The organism is Amycolatopsis sp. lyj-346, from assembly GCF_046548975.1.
Taxonomy (GTDB): Bacteria; Actinomycetota; Actinomycetes; order Mycobacteriales; family Pseudonocardiaceae; genus Amycolatopsis.
The window spans coordinates 47,826-66,229 of sequence record NZ_JAJPWT010000017.1 but is presented as its reverse complement, the minus strand read 5'-3'; the positions used below and the strand labels follow the sequence as shown (position 1 = coordinate 66,229).

Genomic DNA, 18,404 nt, shown 5'->3' with positions numbered 1-18,404 from the left:
GTGTCCTTCGTTCAGTCTTGGAGGAAGAGGGTGACCTGGGCGGCGAACTCGTCGATGTGCTGGAACAGGAACGCGTGGCCGGCGTCGCTGTAGACGACGAGCCGGGAGTCGGGGACCTGCTCGACCGCCTTGTAGGAGGCGACGGCGGGGATCATCACGTCGTGCAGGCCGTTGGCGTACAGGACGGGCTGGGTGATCGCCTGGAGCTGGGCCTTGAGCTGCTCCCAGTCCACGGCCAGGAGCCGCCCCACGGCGGCGAGCTGACCCTGGGCGGCGTGCTCCGTGACCGCGGGACCGCCGCTTTCGAGGCGCTTGGCGACCTTGGCCAGGTGCGCGAGCCCGGCGGCGCGGGCCGGTTCGGTCTCGGGGTAGAAGAGGTGGAGCAGGTCCTCGGCGTCCGCGTCCGGCTTGGCCATGATGGACAGCACCCGCTCGCTCATCTCCGGGGTGCCCGGCGCCACGCCCGGCCCGCTGCTGCCCGCCACGACGATCTTGCGCACGAGGCCGGGCCGGCGGAGGGCGACGTGCTGCGCCACGATGCCACCGAGTGACCAGCCGAGCAGATCGACCTGCGTCAGGCCGAGTGTCTCGATGAACTCGATCGCCCCGTCGGCGAACCCTTCGGACGTGTCGCGCGGCTCGCCGCCGGTGTACCCGATGCCGACGTTGTCGAACAGGATGACGTCGCGGTCCTCGGCGAGGCGGTCGACGAACTCCGGGTCCCACCAGTCGATGGTGCCGCGGAACCGCATCAGCAGGACCAGCGGCACGCCGCCCCGCGGGCCGGTGCGGCGGTAGGTGAACACCGCGGAGGGCCCGGCGGCGGTGTGGTTCTCCAAGGTGTCAGCCGTGTACGTCGTCATGCTTTATATTATGACCATAATTCTATGAGGGACGCAAGCGGCTCGGCGGACCCGGCTGTCGTGAGGGGACCGGTGGAGGGCTTTTCATTCCTCCGGAGCGGCGTCCAGCAACATCAAGGCGTTGCGGATCCCCTGCTCGAGGAGGCTGTCGGCGAGCTGCGGGTCGGCCACGGCGCGGGACAGCTGGAGGGTCCCGATCAGCAGGGCGTAGATGCCGAGGGTCTTGGCGCGTGCCGACTCCGGGTCGCGTGGCTCGAGCCGCGCGGCGATGTCGTCGATGACGGCCAGCATGCTGCCCGTGTAGGTCTGCTTGGTCGGATCCGTGCACCGGCCGAGCTCGTCCAGCAGCGCGGCGGACGGACAGCCCTCCTCGGGGTGGTCGCGGTGTTCGGGCGAGAGGTAGGCGCGCACCATCTGCTCGACGCCGTCGCGGCCCGGCGCGAACGAGGTGAGCCACTCCCGCTGGCCGCGCAGCTGCTCGGAAACCGCGGTGGCGACCAGGTCCTCCTTGGATTCGAAGTGGGCGTAGAAGGCGCCGTTGGTCAGCCCCGCGTCCGCCATGAGCGTGGCGACCCCGGAGCCGTCGATCCCGTCCCGCTTGAGCCGGCGGCCGGCTGTCTCGATGATCCGCTGCCTCGTCGCCAGCTTGTGTTCTTTGCCGTACCGCACCACGCGCTTCTCCGCTCGCTCGACCCGTCACCTCATGTTAGTACGGTCATAATCTCAATTCGCCCCATGTCTTGCCCCGGCGTAGGCGTTCGCTTATTGTAGTATGGTCATAATTCAAAGTGGAGGGGTTGCGCCATGAAGGCAGTCATCGTCGATCGCTACGGCGGCGGTGTCCGGGTCGGCGACGTGCCGGTGCCCGAGGTGGGCGAGCACGACGTGCTGGTCCAGGTCCACGCGGCCGGCGTCAACGCGCTGGACTCCAAGATCAGGGACGGCGAGTTCAAACTCGTCCTTCCCTACCGCCTGCCGCTCGTCCTGGGCAACGACGTGGCCGGCGTGGTGGCCCGGGTCGGGCCGGGTGTCCGCGAGTTCAAGCCCGGCGACGAGGTCTACGCGCGGCCCGGCAAGGACCGGATCGGCACGTTCGCCGAATTCATCGCCGTCGCCGAAGCCGACCTGGCGCCGAAGCCCGAACAGCTCACGATGGCGGAAGCGGCCGCCGTCCCGCTGGTCGCGCTGACCGCCTGGCAGGCCCTGGTCGAAATCGCCGGCCTGCGGGCCGGCCAGAAGGTGTTCGTCCAGGCCGGCTCCGGCGGCGTGGGCACGTTCGCGATCCAGCTGGCCAAGCACCTCGGCGCGACCGTCGCCACGACCACCAGCGCCCCCAACGCCGACCTGGTCGAGCGCCTCGGCGCGGACGTCGTGATCGATTACCGGAGCGACGACTTCGAAACCGTCCTGCACGACTACGACGTGGTGCTGCACAGCCTGGACAACGAGACGCTCAAGAAGTCCCTCCGCGTGATGAAGCCGGGCGGAAAGCTCATTTCGCTTTCCGGCCCACCGGACCCCGGCTTCGCCCGGCAGCTCGGCAGGCCCCGGACTCTCGGGCCGATCATGGGGGTGCTGAGCCATCGCACCCGCAAGGCGGCCAAGCGTCGTCAGGTCGGCTACGAGTTCCTCTTCATGCGGGCCAGCGGAGCCCAGCTCCGCGAAATCACCGCCCTCATCGACTCGGGGGCCGTCAAGCCGGTGCTGGACCGGACCTTCCCGCTCGACTCGACCGCCGAGGCCATGGCGTACGTCGACAAAGGACGCGCGAAGGGCAAGGTCGTCGTCGAGGTCGTCTGACGCGCTGCCCCGGCCAACTGGCGGGCGGTGGCCGGGATGGACGAGGATGCTCTTCGTCTCGAAGATCCGATCCCACGACGAGGACCCGAACATGCCGACTGCTCACCCTGCCGCGATCATCACCGGCGGGACCGGCGGCATGGGGCTGGCCACGGCGAAGCTCATGGGGCACGATCACCGGATCGTGCTGGCGGACCTCGACCGGACGCGCCTCGACGATGCGGTGCGCGAGCTGGCGGTGGCCGAAGTCGACGCGACCGGCGTGGTTTGCGACATCACCGACAAGGCGTCCGTCGAGCAGCTGTTCCAGCGTGCGGAGCCGGCGGGCGGTCACGTTCGCGCCGTGGTCCACGCCGCCGGCGTCAGTCCGCACATGGGTACGGCCGAACGCATGGCCCGGATCAACGCGACCGGCACGGTCAACATCGCGCGGGCCTTCCTCGCGCGGGCCGTGAACGGTGACGCACTCGTCAATGTGGCCTCGACCGCCGGGCACAGCGTTCCCGGGTTCTTCGTTCCGCGTCGTGCTTTCCGGCTGGCCGAGCAACGCCCTGACGACTTCGAGAAGGCGATCGTCAGTCGCGCGAAGTTCGCCGGCCGGAAGCTGAAGCCCGGACTGGCCTACGCGATCAGCAAGAACTTCGTCCAGTGGTACAGCCGATACCTCGCGGCCGAGTTCGGCGAGCGGGGAGCACGGGTCCTTTCCGTCTCTCCGGGCAGCTTCGACACCGCGATGGGGCGGCTGGAGGAGAACCACGGGGCCGGCGCACTGGTGAAGTCGGCGGCGATCAAGCGATTCGGCAAGCCCGAGGAGGTCGCGGCGGTGCTCGCGTTCTGCGCGAGTGAAGCACCGGGCTATCTGACCGGGGTCGACATCTTGGTCGACGGAGGAACCAAGGCCGGCAAGGAGTTCAAAACGGCTCGGAAAATTTCGTGATGCCCGAGTAGCGGTGCGGGACTTCGTGCAGGGCGGGGGCAAGAGCGGCCTGGAGACGTACTCCGCGGTGTGCCTGCGCCACACCTGGAACTACCGGGACTTCGCCGTGTGGATCACCGAAATGCTGCACGACGCCCGGCCGCGCCGGCTTTCTGCCGCTCAGATCGCCGCGACGCCGCCGTCGACGGCCAGTTCCATCCCGTTCACGTAGCTCGAGTCGTCCGAGGCGAGGAACAACGCGACCGTCGCGATCTCCTCGGGGCGGCCCATCTCTCCCCGCGGGATCAGGGACTCGAACTGCCGCTTCGTCGCCTCGTCGAACAACTCGTCCTGCTTCGGTGTGGCGACCTGGCCGGGCATCAGCACGTTCACCCGGATCCGCCGGTCCTTCAACTCGGACAGCCACACGCGAGCGTAGGCCTGCAGCACGGCCTTGCTCGCCGCGTACACACTCCACTCGGGATAGCCCTTGACCGACGCGTTCGACCCGGTCATGAAGATCGAGCCGCCGTCGTTGAGCAGCGGCAGCGCCTTCTGCACCGTGAACAGCGTGCCGCGCGCGTTGAGCCCGAAGGTGGCATCGAAGTGCTCCTCGGTGATCTCGCCGAGCCGGCGCTGCTCGCCTGTCCCGGCACTGGCCCACAGCACGTCGATCGCACCCTTTTCCTGCTTGACCGTGTCGAACAACCGGTCCAGGTCCGCCAGGTCGGCCGCATCGCCCTGCACGCCGGTCACGTTCCGGCCGATCAGCTTGACGGCGTCGTCCAGCGCTTCCCGCCGCCGGCCCGAGAGGAATACGTGTGCTCCTTCATCGACGAACAGCTTGGCGCCGGCCAGCGCCATGCCACTTGTTCCGCCGGTGATCACCGCGACCTTGCCATCGAGCTTTCCCACGATCACTCCCTTTGACTGGCTGGGCATTCGACACAGCGCATTCGACCCAGCGGCTATGTACACCGAACTGTGTACATAACGTAGCGGATGCCCGGTCGGACCACAAGCTATGTACACCGGTCGTTACCCAGCTGGGCTATGCTCAGGGCATGACGGAGGAGGTGGAAAAGGGCCCCCGAGGCGTGCGCCGCGGCAGGGGCGCTCGCGAGCGCATCCTCAGCGCGTCACAACAGCTGTTCCGTGAGCAAGGCATCAACCAGACCGGCATGGACCAGCTCTGCGCGGCGGCCCAGGTGTCGAAGCGCACGGCCTACCAGCACTTCGCCGGCAAAGACGAACTCGTCGCCGAATACCTGCGCCGACTCGATCCCGACGTCATGCCGGGAGTGTTCGACCGCACCGACCTCACGCCTCGCGAACGACTCCTCGCGGCCTTCGAGCTACCTACGACCGTGACACAGGACGACATCACGCCACTGTGCCCCTTCATCGCGGCGTCCGTCGAAATCCCCGACCCGCACCACCCCGCACGCCAACGTGCGCACGACTACAAAAAAGCCGTCTCCGCCCGGCTCGCCGAAACCGCCCGCGAAGCCGGCGCCGCGAACCCCGAACAGCTCGGCGAACAACTGGCGCTGCTCCTCGATGGCGCCTCGGCCCGCAACCGAGCCCTCAACACGGAAACCTTCCCCACGGCCGCCGCCATCGCCGCCGTCCTCATCGACAACGCCATCCCCGCACCAAAGCCTTCACGGCCGTGACGGTGTCCGCGGCCCGCTCACGGGCCTGCCCGGTCAACGGCGCACCCGATAACGCAGGTGGAGCACCCGGTTGCCCTGGATCACCGCGTCAGGGTCCTCCAGCAGGTGCTGGGCGTCGACCGGCCCGAAGTAGCGCTTTCCGGACCCGAACACGACGGGGACGACGTCCATGCGCACCTCGTCGACCAGGCCCGCGGCAAGCACCTGGCCTCCGACGTCGCCGGCGGCGACCTCGACCAGGCGGTCGCCCGCCAGCTCCTGCGCCTTGGCCACGGCTGCCTCGACGCCGTCGACGAAGTGAAACGGCGCCCCGGGGTCCCAGCCCTCGGGCTCCGGCCGGTGCGTCACGACGACCACGTGGTCGATCCCGCCCGGGGGCTTCCCGCCCCAGCCGTCCGTGAGGTCGAAGACGTGGCGGCCGACGATCGTCGCCCCGATCCCGTCCCAGTACGGCCGGGTGTAGTCGTGGGACGTCTGTGACACCTTCACCTCGCCGCTTTCGTCCAACGGGACGTCACCGCCGGACAACCAGTCGAACAGCGGCCCGGGCTGGTCGTTCTCGTCGGCGACGAAGCCGTCCACCGACACCGAGCTGTACATGACCACCTTGCCCACGGGGCTCTCCTCTGCTTCGGGGTGCCCCAAACTAGCGGGTCGCGAGCGGCCGCTCTTGTAAGAAATCAATCGGCGGGCAGCGGCCAGCTGTCCAGCACGTGGCCGGGGTGTTCGCGCAGGAACCGCCGCCGGACTTCGATGTACCGGGTCGGCGTGAGCCCGGTGAACGCCCGGAACTCGTGGCCGAAGTGGGCCTGGTCGAAGTAGCCCGCGCCACCGGCGAGGGCGCCCCAGTCGACCGGTCCGGCCGCGTCGATCGCGAACACGGTGGCGGCGAAGCGGTGGGTGCGGGCCAGCCGCTTCGGCGTGACGCCGATGAGCTCCTTGAACCGCCGGGCCAGATGAGTGCTGCTGACACCGGCAGCCACGCTCAGGTCGCCGATCGCCGCCGCCCCGCCGGTCGCGGCGATGACGCTGCTCGTGTGGCGGACCAGCCCCAGGCCGGCGGTCTCGCGCAGCCGTCGCCTCAGCTCCTCCTCGAGCAGCGTCAGCATCGCGTGCGGCCCGTCCGCCGTGGCCAGCCGGTCTCGCAGCTCGGCAACGGCGGGCCGGCCCCAGACCTGCTCGACCGGCACGGGCCGGTCACACAGCTCGGCCGCGGGCATCGGCAGGAACGGCGCCGGCCCCCACGGCTTGAAGTGCACGCCGACGGACCGGGTGGGGACGGGGTAGCCGAACTCCAACGCGCGGGTGGGCATGGTGACCACGCAGCCGTCGGCGTACTCGGCCGTCTCGCTGCCGGTGCCGGCGCGGATGCGGAACGGCGCCCCGAGGTTGACGATGAGCAGCGCCGCGGGCATCGGCGGCAGCGTCAGCCGGGCGTACGGCGGCACACCCGCCAGGTAGTAGAGGTCGTCGATCAGCCCGTCCAGCGGCGGCCGCGGCACTCTGGACACGTACTCCACGCCCACAGCATCGCCGACGCCTCGCCGGCATCGCGCGCCGGGACGTCGGCCGCGAGTGGCCCGAGGTCCGTTCGTACCAGCCGGGTCACCCTCGAGTGGCCGTCGCCGGGGTGCCGGATTCACGACACGATAGGACCGTCGGGCCGGCGAATTCCCCGGGCGACTCGGGCGACGCGGGAGGCGAGGCCGTGAAGAAGATCGTCTTGGCCCTGGTGCTCGGTCTGGCCGGAGCCGGGTTGAGCCCACCCGCACCCGCGGCCGCCGAGCCACGGTCGGACAGCGTGCGAGTGTGGAACGAGTTCGCCTTGGCCGCGGTACGCGCGACCCGCGCCACGGACGCCGACGCCGCCCGCACCTACGCGATGCTCAACACGGCCGTCTACGACGCGGTCAACGGACTCGCCGTCCCGGCACGCGCCCACGCGCTGGTCCCCGGCCCCGGCCCACGCGGCGCCGATCCCCGTGCCGCGGCCGTCGCCGCGGCACACGCCGTCCTCGTCCGGCTGGACCCCGGCCGGACCGCCGGCTACGACACGCAGCTCCAGGCCGACCTGGCCGGTCTGCGCCCCGGCCGGCAGCGCGACGCGGGAGTGCACTGGGGGCATGAGGTCGCCCGGCGCGTGCTGGCCTCCCGAGCCGACGACGGCTCGGTTCCGGCGCAAAGCCAGCCCGCCGGCTCGGGCCCCGGAGTCTTCCGAGCCGAGTGGTCCGGCGTGCAGTACCGCAACGTCCGCCCGTTTGCCGTGCTCAACCCCGCCGGGCACCTGCCGGGTCCGCCACCTGCCTTGGACAGCCTGGACTACGCCGCCGCCTTGGCCGAGGTGGCCCTGCTCGGCGACGCCGGGATACCCGCGCCCGACAAGCTCGCCACCTTCCAGTTCTGGTCCGTCCCGGCCGGCACCGGCCAGCCCCCGGGCGAGTGGGTGAAGATCGCGCTGACCCTGTCCGACGACCTGCCGTTGCCCACGTCGGCGCGTCTCATGGCCTTGCTGACGATGACGCTGGCCGACACCACGGTCCCCACCGTGGCCACCAAGTTCACCTACCGCCACTGGCGTCCCGCCACGGCGATCCGCGAGGCGGAAACCGACGGAAACCCGTCGACGCAGCCGAACCCGGACTGGGCCCCGCGGGCCGGCAGCACCGGCGGAACACCGGAATACCCGTCCGGCCACAGCTCCTACAGCAGCGCGGCGGCTGCCGTGCTGGCCGGGTTCTTCTGCGCGGACAACATCCGTTTCACGCACACCACGGACACCGCCCCGGGCGGCCAGGCACGCACCTACCCGAGCTTCTCCGCGGCCGCAGCGGAGGCCGGCCGGTCGCGGGTCTTCGGCGGACAGCACTTCGAATTCAGCAACCAGGCGGGTCTCGCCATCGGCCGCAGCGTCGCGAACGAAGTACTCGCCACCCGGCTGCTGAAGCGAACCGGACCCACCCACCACGGCAGTTGTCCATTGTAGACAAACCGGTTCGTGTCGTGGACACCGGCGGGGCTGTTGCCGCGCGCTTGACCTTGCCCAGTCATGCGCCCCAATGTGGCCTTCGGTGCGTTGAACGCACCCAAGGTGGCCTTCGGTGCGTTGAACGCACCCAAGGCCACATTGGGGCGCATGGGGAGCGGATCCGGTGGAAGGCGGCGCCGGCGGTCAGCGGTCGATGCCGGCCATGTTCGTCTCGTCGTGGCGCTCGCCTGCCGCGGGGGTGAGGTTGTTCAGGCGGTCGAGCTGAGCGCCCCTCCAACACTTCCGCGAATGCACTCCACGCGGCATGAGAGCGCGGTTACGGAATTACGGTGTGTGCGGCGCATATCTAACGCAAGTCACGGCGCTGACCTGCGTGGACTGGCGACGCGTCCTTGTGGGGGCACGGAATGCACCCGAACAGCCGAATCCGAAAAGGGATTGGCGGCTGCGTGGATGAGGTAGCTTTGCTCGGTGAGTTCAGCAGTCGTCTTCTTGTTGGGTATGGCCGGGGCACTGGCACCGGAGATCGTCCGGCTGTATGGGATTCGCCACGATCCGGACCGGTTCCAGTGGTCCTGGTTCTATCTGGTGGTATCGCTGGCGTTCGCGGGGCTGGGCGGGCTGCTGGCGCTGGCGCTGCCGGCCACCACCTACTGGGGCGCGATCTACGTTGGGGTGTCCACGCCGGTGCTGGTGAACTCGCTGGTACGCAAAGGACGCGAGGTCAGTCGGCAGCAGCTGCGCGGCGAGCGGCTGGGCCGGTACTCGCTGGTCGACTCCTATCTCCAGGGGCTCTAGATCGTGGATCTTGGGCTGTCACACGGGATCCGGCTCCGCTTCGCGGACGGACTGCTCGCCTCGGCACTGCTCGACCTGCACCGAAAGCCTGCGCTGACTGTGAATGAGCACCTGCTGGCAGCGGGTGTCGCGCCGGAACCACTGCCGTCGGCGGACGTGCCGGTGACGCGGGTACAGCAAGGGCTTGGCATCGGGACCCGGGAGCTGGAACTCGTCGAGAGCCGGGACGGCGGCCCGGTCACGGCGGCCCTGACCCAGCGGTTCGACCTGCGCTCGCCGCTCGACTGGCTGCTGGCCGTCGACGCGGCCGGTCAGGCCATCGAGCAGGGAGCCGTGTTCGCTCTGCCTGGCAAGATCACCTTGACCGTCGAATCAGCCGCACCGTGCGCTGTCCACCGGGGTGGGGTGCGGGTTTCGCTGCCGCCAGGCACCTCTGAGCTCACTGTCACCGTCGCGAGTGAGCCGGCGTTCGACGTGGCGGACACGGTAATCGTGTGTCGGCCGGACCAGGTGCGGGAGGCGGCGATCGTGGCATCCTGCCTGCCTGCGGACCGGCTCACCCCGATCGTCGCGATCGAGCCGCCACCGATGCCCCAGGCGGAGTACATCGAGCTCTACGGCCGGTTCCGCCGCGCCCAGGACGCCTCCATGCAGCGTATCGGTGGGACGATGGGGCGGGACGAGGTGGTGTCCGGCGATCCCGAGACGGCGCGAAAGGCGATGGCCGAGATCGCTGAGGACCATCGGCTGCGGCGGGCTTTGTCGCCGTACCGGTCGTGGCTCAAGCACAACGAGCTGGTGTCCGACCTCGTGCATCGGATGGGTGTCCGGCGGGTCGTGTTCCTGCACTCCTTCGCGCCGGAGGAGCTGAACACCCGGGATCCGGCGCTGCTCGCCGAGGCCGACGAAGTGTGGGCCGAGTCCGGCCGCGACCCGGAGCACCCCGGCAGCTCTAGGATGTTCGCGAATGTGCCGGAGACCCTGCATCTGTCGTGCACAGACCTGCCGGGCCTGACCACCGCCGGGTGGCAGCTGCTGCGCGACCCGGACAGTGCGCCCGGACGGCTGCTCGACGTGGCGATCGACGACCTCACCGCCTGGGTCGGCGCGCTGTTCGTCGCGTTGCGTACGGGAGCAGTGCTGCGTGCAGTCGACCACGCGGTGCCCCCGCTCGACCCGCTGTCGGTGGAGGACAGCGAGAGCCGGGACGAGGCGGTGCTGGTAGAGAACACCACCGACACCGCGGCCCTGCTCGGCGCCGTCTATGCGCACCACCGTGGCGCGAGGCTTGTGGTCACGCCGCCACCAGACCTCGAACCGGTCCAGCGCGCGGTCGCCGAACAGCAGGCCCGGGTGCAGGCTGGGGCCCGAGCGCTCGGCGAGGACGCGCGGTCAGCCGACTTCGTCGAGAAGTTGTGGCGATACCTGTCCGCCGGGCGAAACCCCTACGCCGCGGTAGAAGCCGCGGTGACCGCGCAAGTGCCCGCAGCCGCCGTCGCCCAGGTCGGGGAGCGGCGCCTGACCGTGTTCACCACCGGGCTGCCCTACTCGTTCGTGCGCACCTCCGACGCCGACTGGGCCAGCAAGCCCATCGGACACGTCGCGGCCGACCCGGCCCTGCTGATCCTGAACGAGCTGTACGGCGCTGGGGTCGAGCGCTCTCCCGGGACGTTCAGCCTGGTGTTCGATCCCGGGTTCTTCCGAACGTCAGAAACCCCGGATGTGCTGCGCTCGGTGGGCACTCACTTCACCCACCCGGTCCTGCTGTCCGGATCCGACGCGTCCGCACAGGCCCTGATGGATCTGTCGAACAGCCTCCCGGTCGAGCTGATCTTCTTCAACACGCACGGTTCGGACGAGGCCATCGTGCTGGCCGACGGGTTCGAGCTGCCAAGCTGGCTGATCCCACAATGGCTGACGATGTCCCGGCGGCCGATCGTGTTCAACAACTCCTGCCAGTCCTGGACCGGCGTGGGCCGGCAGTTCGTCCGCGCGGGTGCCCGCGGCTACATCGGCACGCTGTGGAGCATCCCGTCGAGGCCGGCGGCAGACTTCGGCCGGATCGTGGTCGACCGGCTCACCACCGGGGAGTGGCCCGCGAGCGAAGCGATCGTGCGGACCGCGTTGCCGGCCGGGATCGAACGCGCCTACATCTACGTAGGCACGGCGAACGGCAGGCTGGACCAGTGGCAGGACCGGAGCACGACCGCGGCCGAGGCGGCGCTCGCCGAGTGCGCGCTGCTCACGGAGACCGGTGGCGGCACACACAGATTCATCAGCCGGTTGCTGCACAAGGAGATCACCACCCTGCGCCGACGGGCCGATGGCACCCCGCACGAGACCGGCGAGTCCTACGTGGACGTTCTGTTGGGCGAGCTGCGGTTCTTCACCGTGCACGACCCGCGTCACGAGGACGACCGTGCCGCGGCGGACGAGCTCGTCCGCCGCCTCGACACCACGCTGGAACGAGCCGGCTTGCCACAGGACGGCCTCGACCGGCGGTGGGCCTTGCGATTCGAGCTCACCGGCAAACTGGCCGAACGGTGGTCGGACTGGGACACCGCACTGGCCGACTTCCGTCGCAGCGTCGGCTACGGCGAAGCCTGCGCGAACCGGGCGGATCTGACCATGCGGATGGCCGAGATCACCATGCGGCGAGGCGACTACGACGAAGCGCTGGCACTGGCCCGCTCCGCCCGCGACCTGCACGCCGAGCACGATGATCGGAGCGGGGCACTCGTCGCGGTCGGCGTGCTCGGGCAGCTGAGCAAGCGTCTGGGACGTGCCGAGGAGGCGATGCAGTACGCCGAGGAGGGCTACGACCTCGCCGTTGCGGTCAAGAGCGAGTGGCGGCAGGGCGCGTTCAAGCTCGACCAGGCCGTGTTGCACCAGATGGCCGGCGACATCGAGGCGGCGATCGCCGCCGCCACCAGAGCGCTGGAGCTCAGCCGCGTCACGCACAACGACCAGGCGGAACTCGCCGCGATCGGCCGGCTGGCCCTCTGCCATCTCGACCGCCGTGACTTCGACGCGGCGCAACGCCTTGCCACCACCGGGCTCGCGCACGCCACCCGGCTGGGGGAGCCCAAGGAGATCGCCGCCTTCCACCACGACCTCGGTCAGATCGCCACCCGCCGCGGACGGCTCGACGAGGCCGTCGAGCACTACGGGCGGTCCGTCGCGGTCGCGCTCGACTGCGGCTTGTGGGAGCTGGCGGCAGGTGTGGTGGCCAACATGGCCAACGTCGCCGGCCGCGGCGCCAACGTGGACGCGCTGTGGGCGGCCGCGACATGGACTGCCGAGCTGTGCGGGCTGACCCCGGAGCGATTGTGGTCTCCATTGCTCCGGCTCCTGGTGGACGCGGTGAAGCAGGCGGTCACCACAGGGCCGGTGAGCACCACGCGGCACGGTCTGGCTGTGGTCGCGGAGGCAGCAGCCCCCGGCTTCCGGGCGGATCTGGTGCCCTCGACCTTCGTCTACCACCTCGCGGGGACAATTGCCCGCTGGGTCGCCGGCGAGGATCCCGCCGCGACCGCGGCCGCGGCCATCGCGCTGGACTTTCAGACTGGTGAAGCGCTCGCCCTGAAGGAATTCATGGCCACGCCGTATGTTGCGCCCGATGTCGTCACCGATAACCGCGACCGCCGGCCCCGCCGCCGGCGTGACCGGAGTTGAGCTGACTACTTGAGCATCACGTGCTCGCCCTGGTAACCGGCACCCGGCCTGGCGATCGCCGAGAACCCCAGCCGCCGTGTTCTGGCCGCAAGAGGCTCTGACCTGCCGGCCGATGTGATCGCGGTCCTGACCCGTGACACCGAGGCGTTGGTGCGCGCTGCCGCTGCCCGTCATCGGCGCGTCCCCGTGCGGGTGCTGGAAACCCTGCTGACCGACGACGACCAGAAGGTCGTCGAGGCCGCCGGTGCGAATCCGGCACTGCCGGTTGACCGCATGCGCGCACTGCTCGACCGAGCCGGGCTGTAGGGCCGGCTCTCTTCCCGACCTCGTCCACCCGGTGACGTCGACGTCTTCAACTCACCGGCACACGCCAAGGACAGGTGCAACGATCAAACGTCCGCACATCGGCATGAGCGTGCGTTGCGACAGTTCAGGTTTGCTGCAGGAGAGAATGCTGATCACGCTCGTCGGCGCGGATGGTCAGCGTGCCCGTTCCCAAAGCGGCAGGCGGAAGGTCGCGTAGGTGAACTTGCCGGTGATCTTACCGGCGGAGTCGAAGTGGAAGACGTCCAGGCCGTGCCACTGCATGCGGCCGCGGTAGCGGAGCCGGGCGAACCACCGCAGCGGCGGGATCGCGCGTTTGCCGTGCGCGCCGGTCAGGTCCAGCCGGCACGCCCAGCGGATCGTCGCCCGGGCGCGGGGCTCGTCGATCACCTGGTCGTAGACGTCGAAGGTCATCGCGCCGTAGCGGCCGGCGAACTGAGGCGCGAACGCCGCCCTGATCGCGGGGAGACCGCGTAGTTCGGGGCCGCGGCCGGGCAGGTAGCGGGCGTCCTCGGCGAAGAAGGACATGACCCGGTCGAGGTCGGGGTCGTTGAAGGAGGCCACGAAGGCGTCGATGGTCTGGCCGAGATCGGTGCTGCCGGCGGTCATGTGCTTGCCGTTTCGGGTGGGGGACGGGTCGGGCCGAGGTTATAAGAACAGCGTCGCTTTAACAAGAGAACATCGTTCTGCTAGATGTCGGGGGTTAGGGTGGTGACTGCCATGGAAGCGTCGTTCCAGCGGGCCCGGCGCCCGGAGCAGAAGAACCAGCGGCGCGAGACGATCCTCGCCGCCGCCGCCGACCTCGCCCAGGCATCGGGGGTGGCCCGGGTCAGCCTGGGCGACATCGCCGCGGCGGTCGGGCTGGCCAAGTCCAACGTCCTGCGCTACTTCGGCACGCGCGAGGAGATCTACCTCCAGCTGACGATGCGGGAAGGCGCGGACTGGGCCACTGCCGCCGGCGCCGCACTGGACGAGGCGAGCGGCTTTTCCGCGGCGGCGGCGGCCTTGGCCGACGCTTACGCCGACCGGCCGTTGTACTGCGACCTCACCACCCATGCCGAGACGATGCTGGAGCACAACGTGTCGGTGGCCGCCTTGCGGGTCTACAAACGGTGGGCCATCGACACCTACTTCACCGTCGGCCGGAAGCTCACCACCGCCTGCCCCGAACTGACCGGCACGGACGGGGCTTCCTTGGTCATGGCGGCCAGCGCGTTCGTCGCGAAACTCTTCCCGCTGACCCGTCCCTCGGCCGCACTGCGGGAGCTGTACGACCGCGAGCCGGAGATCGCCCGGGTGTTCCCCCCGTTCCGGCCGACGCTGCAGCACATGATCGCCGCGACCGCGGCCGGGCTGCCGGCCACCCACTGACGGCGGGCCTTCTCCGCACCTCCATCCCCGTTCCGGAGAACGGGCGGCCACGGGGCCCGGAACTCGGCGGTCCGCTGCCACCGGCAGGAAGGGCGGCACGTACGGAACGACCGGTTGGCAGGCCGGGCCTGCGCAAACTCACCGCGCTTGAACTACAGGGGCTTCGAGAGGTGGCTCAACCCGGCAGCAGGCGCTTCAGTGCCTTGGTCAGGCCAGCGCCCTTGGCATGGCTGAGCAACCGCTTACCGGTTCGCGATCACCCCAGTTCTTGGTGCCCCTGCCGTGAGTGCGCTGCGCGTAGGCGCGGATGTGGGACCAGTCGATGGTGGATGCGTTGTACGCCTGCCGATCGGGCATCAGGTCACTTGCCGCTCGTCGTGGGCCGGTTACTTGCGTCCGCACCCTGTTCAAGGTCGTCGGTGCGCTTGTCCCGCCGCTCCTTGGACTCCTTCTCGGCTTCCATGACGTCCTGGGCGTTCTTGATGATCGCGGGCGTTCCGGGGGAAGGTTCAACGGCATTCGTGTTCTCCTGCCACTTCTGCGGCCGTGTGCCAGCTGTTCTGGCCGGCGATCGTGGACGCGAAGTCCGCGCGCGCCGGGTGCGGTCCAGCGCCGTCGAGTAAAGGTTGACCGCCCTGCGGCAGGGCTGCCGTTCACCAGGATGATTTTCTCCCGAACCAGGTCGACGCCGTCCAGCGTGGACCGGTCCGCCGCCGGCATTCGCTGCAGTGCGCTGTGCACCTTGGCCAACTCGTCGAGCGTCCACGGCGCCCACCCGTCCCGCACCGAAGAGAATCCGAACGCGGCCTTCAGCGCCACCTCGGCCGCCGCCCGATCCGGAAACCAGGAACCGCCGGCACCGGACCGGCCGCGACAAGCGTGACGGTCGCGTTACCCGACGCGTCGATCCGCGTGGTGACCCGCCCTACCCTGCCTGGGGCGAAGTCGATGGCTGTGACGAGGTCGCCCACCTGGACCGCTGACCCAGCCGGAACATGATGTTCCACAGGAACAGTTCCTGCGCCGAGCGCCGAGCGCCAAGCGTCGGACGACACCGGCGACTGACACCGTAGGGCCCAACTCGGGTGGCCTCCGCGCCTGAACGACGCCAGCGTGCGCGGCCGACCACACCGTCGGCGGTCAACGGGTGCCCGCGCTGGTAATGCCGGGCGGCGGCGTCGGTGAGGGGCCCGAAAAGCCGGTCCGCGGCCAGAGGTGGCGCGGCCCCGTGCGCGTTGAGACGGTCCTGAACCCGGGCAACGTCGTCGCCGCGGCTGCCTCTGCGCAGGGCCCGGGAGTCAGCGGTCAGAAGTCGGGTGGAGCGTGCCACCCGCCACCTGAATCGGGCGTCAAGTGCCGCAACAAAAAACCGCCCGACCTGGACCATCAGGTCCGGCGGGCGGTGTTTCGAGAGAGTGGAGCTAAGGGGACTCGAACCCCTGACCCCCTCACTGCCAGTGAGGTGCGCTACCAGCTGCGCCATAGCCCCGAGGCGAAGGTGAACTCCGCATCTCGTATGCCCATACATTACACCCGGCCCGGACCCCCTCCGCACGGGGGTCCCCGCAACCTCATCTTGCAACCCACAACCTCCTGACCAGCACATTCAGACCTTATTTTTAGTCCTGTATTGACGCCCACTGTGGCCGCCGTTACATTTTGCGCGGTTGTGACGCCGAGGTCCCCGCCCGTTACGCCGCGTCTTCAAGACCGGGCACACCTCTCGATGACGCCGCGTGTGCGGCAGAGGAGGCTTCGATGACGAGACGGCGGGTGATGACGCTGCTCGCGGCCGCATCGGTCCTGGTCGGTAGCGCGGTGACGACGGCGGAAGCGGCCGTTGCCCCGGATGGGTGGTACACCGTCGCCGCCGCGAACAGTGGGAAGTGCGTTGACGCCCGGGCGGCCGGGACGGCCGATGGGACCGTCGTCCAGCAGTACAGCTGCAACCAGACCGCCTCGCAGCAGTGGCAGTTCCAGGCCACCGGGGACGGTTACTTCCGGATCAACGCCCGGACCAACCCGGCCGCCGCCTGGGACGTCGCGGACGTCTCGGCCGCCGATGGTGGGCTCGTGCAGCTCTGGACCTACTCCGGCGGGGCCAACCAGCAGTGGCAGGCCGTCGACGAGGGGGCCGGCCGGTACCACTTCGTCAGCCGCAACAGCGGGAAGTGCCTCGACGTCCCCGGGGCCTCCGCCGCCGATGTGCAACTCCAGCAGTACAGCTGCAACGGGACCGCCGCCCAGTCCTTCACGCTGACCCCCGTGAACACGAGCCAGCCCGGTCAGCCGGACTTCGGGCCGAACGTCGTGATCTTCGACCCGTCCATGCCGAGCTCGACCATCCAAAGCCGGCTCGACAGCATCTTCCGCCAGCAGGAACGCAACCAGTTCGGTGGCCGGCGCTACGCCGTCATGTTCAAGCCCGGCACCTACGCCAACGACGTCAACGTCGGCTTCTACACGCAGGTGCTGGGCCTCGGGCTGAGCCCGGACGCCGTCACCATCAACGGTGCCGTGCACGTCGAGGCCGACTGGTTCCCGCCGCAGAACGCCACCCAGAACTTCTGGCGCGGCGCCGAGAACCTGTCCGTGACGCCGACCGGGGGCGCCGACCGGTGGGCGGTCAGCCAGGCCGCGCCCTACCGCCGCATGCACGTCCGCGGCGACCTGCAGCTCGACGACGGCGGCTGGGCCAGCGGCGGCTGGATCTCCGACACGAAGGTCGACGGCCAGGTCCGCTCCGGCTCGCAGCAGCAGTGGATCTCGCGCAACTCGCAGTTCGGCAGCTGGAACGGCTCGAACTGGAACATGGTCTTCGCGGGTGTCCAGGGTGCCCCGGCCAACAGCTTCCCGGCGCCGCCCTACACGACGGTCGGCCAGACGCCGGTCGTGCGTGAAAAGCCGTTCCTCTACATCGACGGGGAGGGCAACTACCAGGTCTTCGTCCCGGGCCTCAAGACCAACGCGGCCGGCACGACCTGGGCGAACGGCGCCGCGCCCGGCACCTCGATCCCGATCGACCGGTTCTTCATCGCCAAGCCCGGCGCCACCGCCGCGGACCTGAACGCCGCCCTCGCCGCCGGCAAGAACCTGCTGGTCACCCCCGGTGTCTACCACCTGAACCAGACGCTGCGCGTCACCCGTCCGGCCACCGTCGTGCTCGGCCTCGGCATCGCCACGCTGATCCCGGACAACGGCATCACCGCGATGACCGTGGACGACGTCGACGGCGTCAAGGTCGCCGGTCTGCTGATCGACGCCGGCACGACCAGCTCGGACACGCTCATGCAGGTCGGCCCGGCCGGCTCGGCGGCGAACCACGCGGCCAACCCGACGTCGCTGCACGACGTGTTCTTCCGGATCGGCGGCGCCGCCGTCGGCAAGGCGACGAACAGCCTGGTCGTCAACAGCGGCAACGTGCTCGGCGACCACCTGTGGATCTGGCGCGCCGACCACGCCGAGCGCACCGAACACGTCGGCTGGACCACCAACACCGCCGACACCGGGCTCATCGTCAACGGCAGCAACGTCACGATGTACGGCCTCTTCGTCGAGCACTACCAGAAGACGCAGGTCGTCTGGAACGGCAACGGCGGCCGGACCTACTTCTTCCAGAACGAAATGCCCTACGACGTGCCGAACCAGGCGAGCTGGATGAACGGCTCGACGCAGGGCTTCTCGGCCTACCAGGTCGGCCCGGACGTCACGAGCCACGAAGCGTGGGGCCTGGGCAGCTACTGCTACTTCAGCACCAACCCGTCCGTGGCCAGTGCGCACGCGTACGAGGTGCCGGACACGCCGGGTGTCCGGTTCCACGACATGGTGACCGTGTCGCTCAACCACCAGGGCACGATCACGCACGTGATCAACAACACCGGCCCGGCGACGCCGCCGGGGACCAAGGCCGTCAACCTGGTGAGTTACCCCTGAGCACCGGCGTGCGCCGTGGTGGCGGCCGCGGCGCACGCCGGTCCTTTGTGGATACACCCGAA

17 protein-coding genes and 1 tRNA gene are annotated in these 18,404 nt (G+C 69.6%); 10 read left to right on the top strand and 8 right to left on the bottom strand.

From position 1 onward, the window contains the following. Positions 1–11: 11 nt before the first annotated feature. Positions 12–863, bottom strand: coding sequence for an alpha/beta fold hydrolase (locus ACLJQE_RS35940; RefSeq protein ID WP_410644009.1), 852 nt, complete (start codon positions 861–863; stop codon positions 12–14). An 84-nt stretch (positions 864–947) separates the two neighbouring features. Continuing rightward, positions 948–1,532: a TetR/AcrR family transcriptional regulator gene (locus tag ACLJQE_RS35935; RefSeq protein WP_410644008.1), complete on the bottom strand. Its 585-nt coding sequence runs from the start codon at positions 1,530–1,532 to the stop codon at positions 948–950. Positions 1,533–1,667: 135 nt separating this feature from the next. Here ACLJQE_RS35935 and ACLJQE_RS35930 point away from each other — a divergent pair, with 135 nt between their 5' ends. Genes ACLJQE_RS35930 through ACLJQE_RS35920 form a run of 3 tightly spaced genes read left to right on the top strand, consistent with a single transcriptional unit; the run spans position 1,668 to position 3,811 of the window. Then, entirely contained in the window at positions 1,668–2,663 is a 996-nt protein-coding gene (locus ACLJQE_RS35930) for an NADP-dependent oxidoreductase (protein ID WP_410644007.1), read from the top strand. 46 nt (positions 2,664–2,709) lie between these two features. Further along, complete coding sequence (locus tag ACLJQE_RS35925) at positions 2,710–3,600, top strand: SDR family NAD(P)-dependent oxidoreductase (RefSeq protein WP_410644006.1); 891 nt, start codon at positions 2,710–2,712, stop codon at positions 3,598–3,600. A gap of 13 nt (positions 3,601–3,613) precedes the next feature. Beyond that, a complete protein-coding gene (locus ACLJQE_RS35920) occupies positions 3,614–3,811 on the top strand; it encodes a hypothetical protein (protein WP_410644005.1) in 198 nt (65 codons plus the stop codon). Here the strand turns inward: ACLJQE_RS35920 and ACLJQE_RS35915 are convergent. After that, entirely contained in the window at positions 3,760–4,494 is a 735-nt protein-coding gene (locus ACLJQE_RS35915; RefSeq protein WP_410644004.1) for an SDR family NAD(P)-dependent oxidoreductase, read from the bottom strand. The two genes, ACLJQE_RS35920 and ACLJQE_RS35915, sit on opposite strands and share 52 nt — an antisense overlap. Before the next feature lie 149 nt (positions 4,495–4,643). Between ACLJQE_RS35915 and ACLJQE_RS35910 the strand changes: the two genes are divergently transcribed. Next, positions 4,644–5,255, top strand: coding sequence for a TetR/AcrR family transcriptional regulator (locus tag ACLJQE_RS35910; RefSeq protein WP_410644003.1), 612 nt, complete (start codon positions 4,644–4,646; stop codon positions 5,253–5,255). A 33-nt stretch (positions 5,256–5,288) separates the two neighbouring features. Here ACLJQE_RS35910 and ACLJQE_RS35905 read toward each other — a convergent pair whose 3' ends face one another. Next, entirely contained in the window at positions 5,289–5,870 is a 582-nt protein-coding gene (locus ACLJQE_RS35905; RefSeq protein WP_410644002.1) for a dihydrofolate reductase family protein, read from the bottom strand. Positions 5,871–5,935: 65 nt separating this feature from the next. After that, complete coding sequence (locus ACLJQE_RS35900) at positions 5,936–6,757, bottom strand: helix-turn-helix domain-containing protein (RefSeq protein ID WP_410644172.1); 822 nt, start codon at positions 6,755–6,757, stop codon at positions 5,936–5,938. A 206-nt stretch (positions 6,758–6,963) separates the two neighbouring features. Between ACLJQE_RS35900 and ACLJQE_RS35895 the strand changes: the two genes are divergently transcribed. The 4 genes from ACLJQE_RS35895 (at position 6,964) to ACLJQE_RS35880 (ending at position 13,020) form a co-directional block, all read left to right on the top strand. Continuing rightward, positions 6,964–8,238: a vanadium-dependent haloperoxidase gene (locus ACLJQE_RS35895; RefSeq protein ID WP_410644001.1), complete on the top strand. Its 1,275-nt coding sequence runs from the start codon at positions 6,964–6,966 to the stop codon at positions 8,236–8,238. Positions 8,239–8,712: 474 nt separating this feature from the next. Continuing rightward, on the top strand, positions 8,713–9,039 hold the full coding sequence (locus ACLJQE_RS35890) for a hypothetical protein (protein WP_410644000.1): 327 nt from the start codon (positions 8,713–8,715) through the stop codon (positions 9,037–9,039). A gap of 3 nt (positions 9,040–9,042) precedes the next feature. Next, positions 9,043–12,714 carry a hypothetical protein gene (locus ACLJQE_RS35885; protein ID WP_410643999.1) on the top strand — a complete coding sequence of 1,224 codons (3,672 nt, stop codon included), beginning with the start codon at positions 9,043–9,045 and terminating at the stop codon, positions 12,712–12,714. 114 nt (positions 12,715–12,828) lie between these two features. Further along, positions 12,829–13,020: a hypothetical protein gene (locus ACLJQE_RS35880; protein WP_410643998.1), complete on the top strand. Its 192-nt coding sequence runs from the start codon at positions 12,829–12,831 to the stop codon at positions 13,018–13,020. 174 nt (positions 13,021–13,194) lie between these two features. Here ACLJQE_RS35880 and ACLJQE_RS35875 read toward each other — a convergent pair whose 3' ends face one another. Then, the gene (locus ACLJQE_RS35875) at positions 13,195–13,647 is read right to left on the bottom strand and encodes a YybH family protein (RefSeq protein WP_410643997.1); all 453 of its coding nucleotides are present in this window, start codon (positions 13,645–13,647) and stop codon (positions 13,195–13,197) included. Between the two features lie 111 nt (positions 13,648–13,758). On the opposite strand from ACLJQE_RS35875, the gene ACLJQE_RS35870 reads away from it, so the two are divergent. Continuing rightward, entirely contained in the window at positions 13,759–14,409 is a 651-nt protein-coding gene (locus tag ACLJQE_RS35870) for a TetR/AcrR family transcriptional regulator (protein WP_410644171.1), read from the top strand. A 925-nt stretch (positions 14,410–15,334) separates the two neighbouring features. On the opposite strand, the gene ACLJQE_RS35865 is transcribed toward ACLJQE_RS35870, so the two are convergent. Together ACLJQE_RS35865 and ACLJQE_RS35860 are read right to left on the bottom strand one after the other, a co-directional pair. Then, the gene (locus ACLJQE_RS35865; RefSeq protein ID WP_410643996.1) at positions 15,335–15,796 is read right to left on the bottom strand and encodes a peptidoglycan-binding domain-containing protein; all 462 of its coding nucleotides are present in this window, start codon (positions 15,794–15,796) and stop codon (positions 15,335–15,337) included. A 29-nt stretch (positions 15,797–15,825) separates the two neighbouring features. Beyond that, positions 15,826–15,898, bottom strand: a tRNA-Ala gene (locus ACLJQE_RS35860). 269 nt (positions 15,899–16,167) lie between these two features. Here ACLJQE_RS35860 and ACLJQE_RS35855 point away from each other — a divergent pair. Beyond that, the gene (locus ACLJQE_RS35855) at positions 16,168–18,342 is read left to right on the top strand and encodes an RICIN domain-containing protein (protein WP_410643995.1); all 2,175 of its coding nucleotides are present in this window, start codon (positions 16,168–16,170) and stop codon (positions 18,340–18,342) included. The last annotated feature ends 62 nt before the right edge of the window (positions 18,343–18,404 follow it).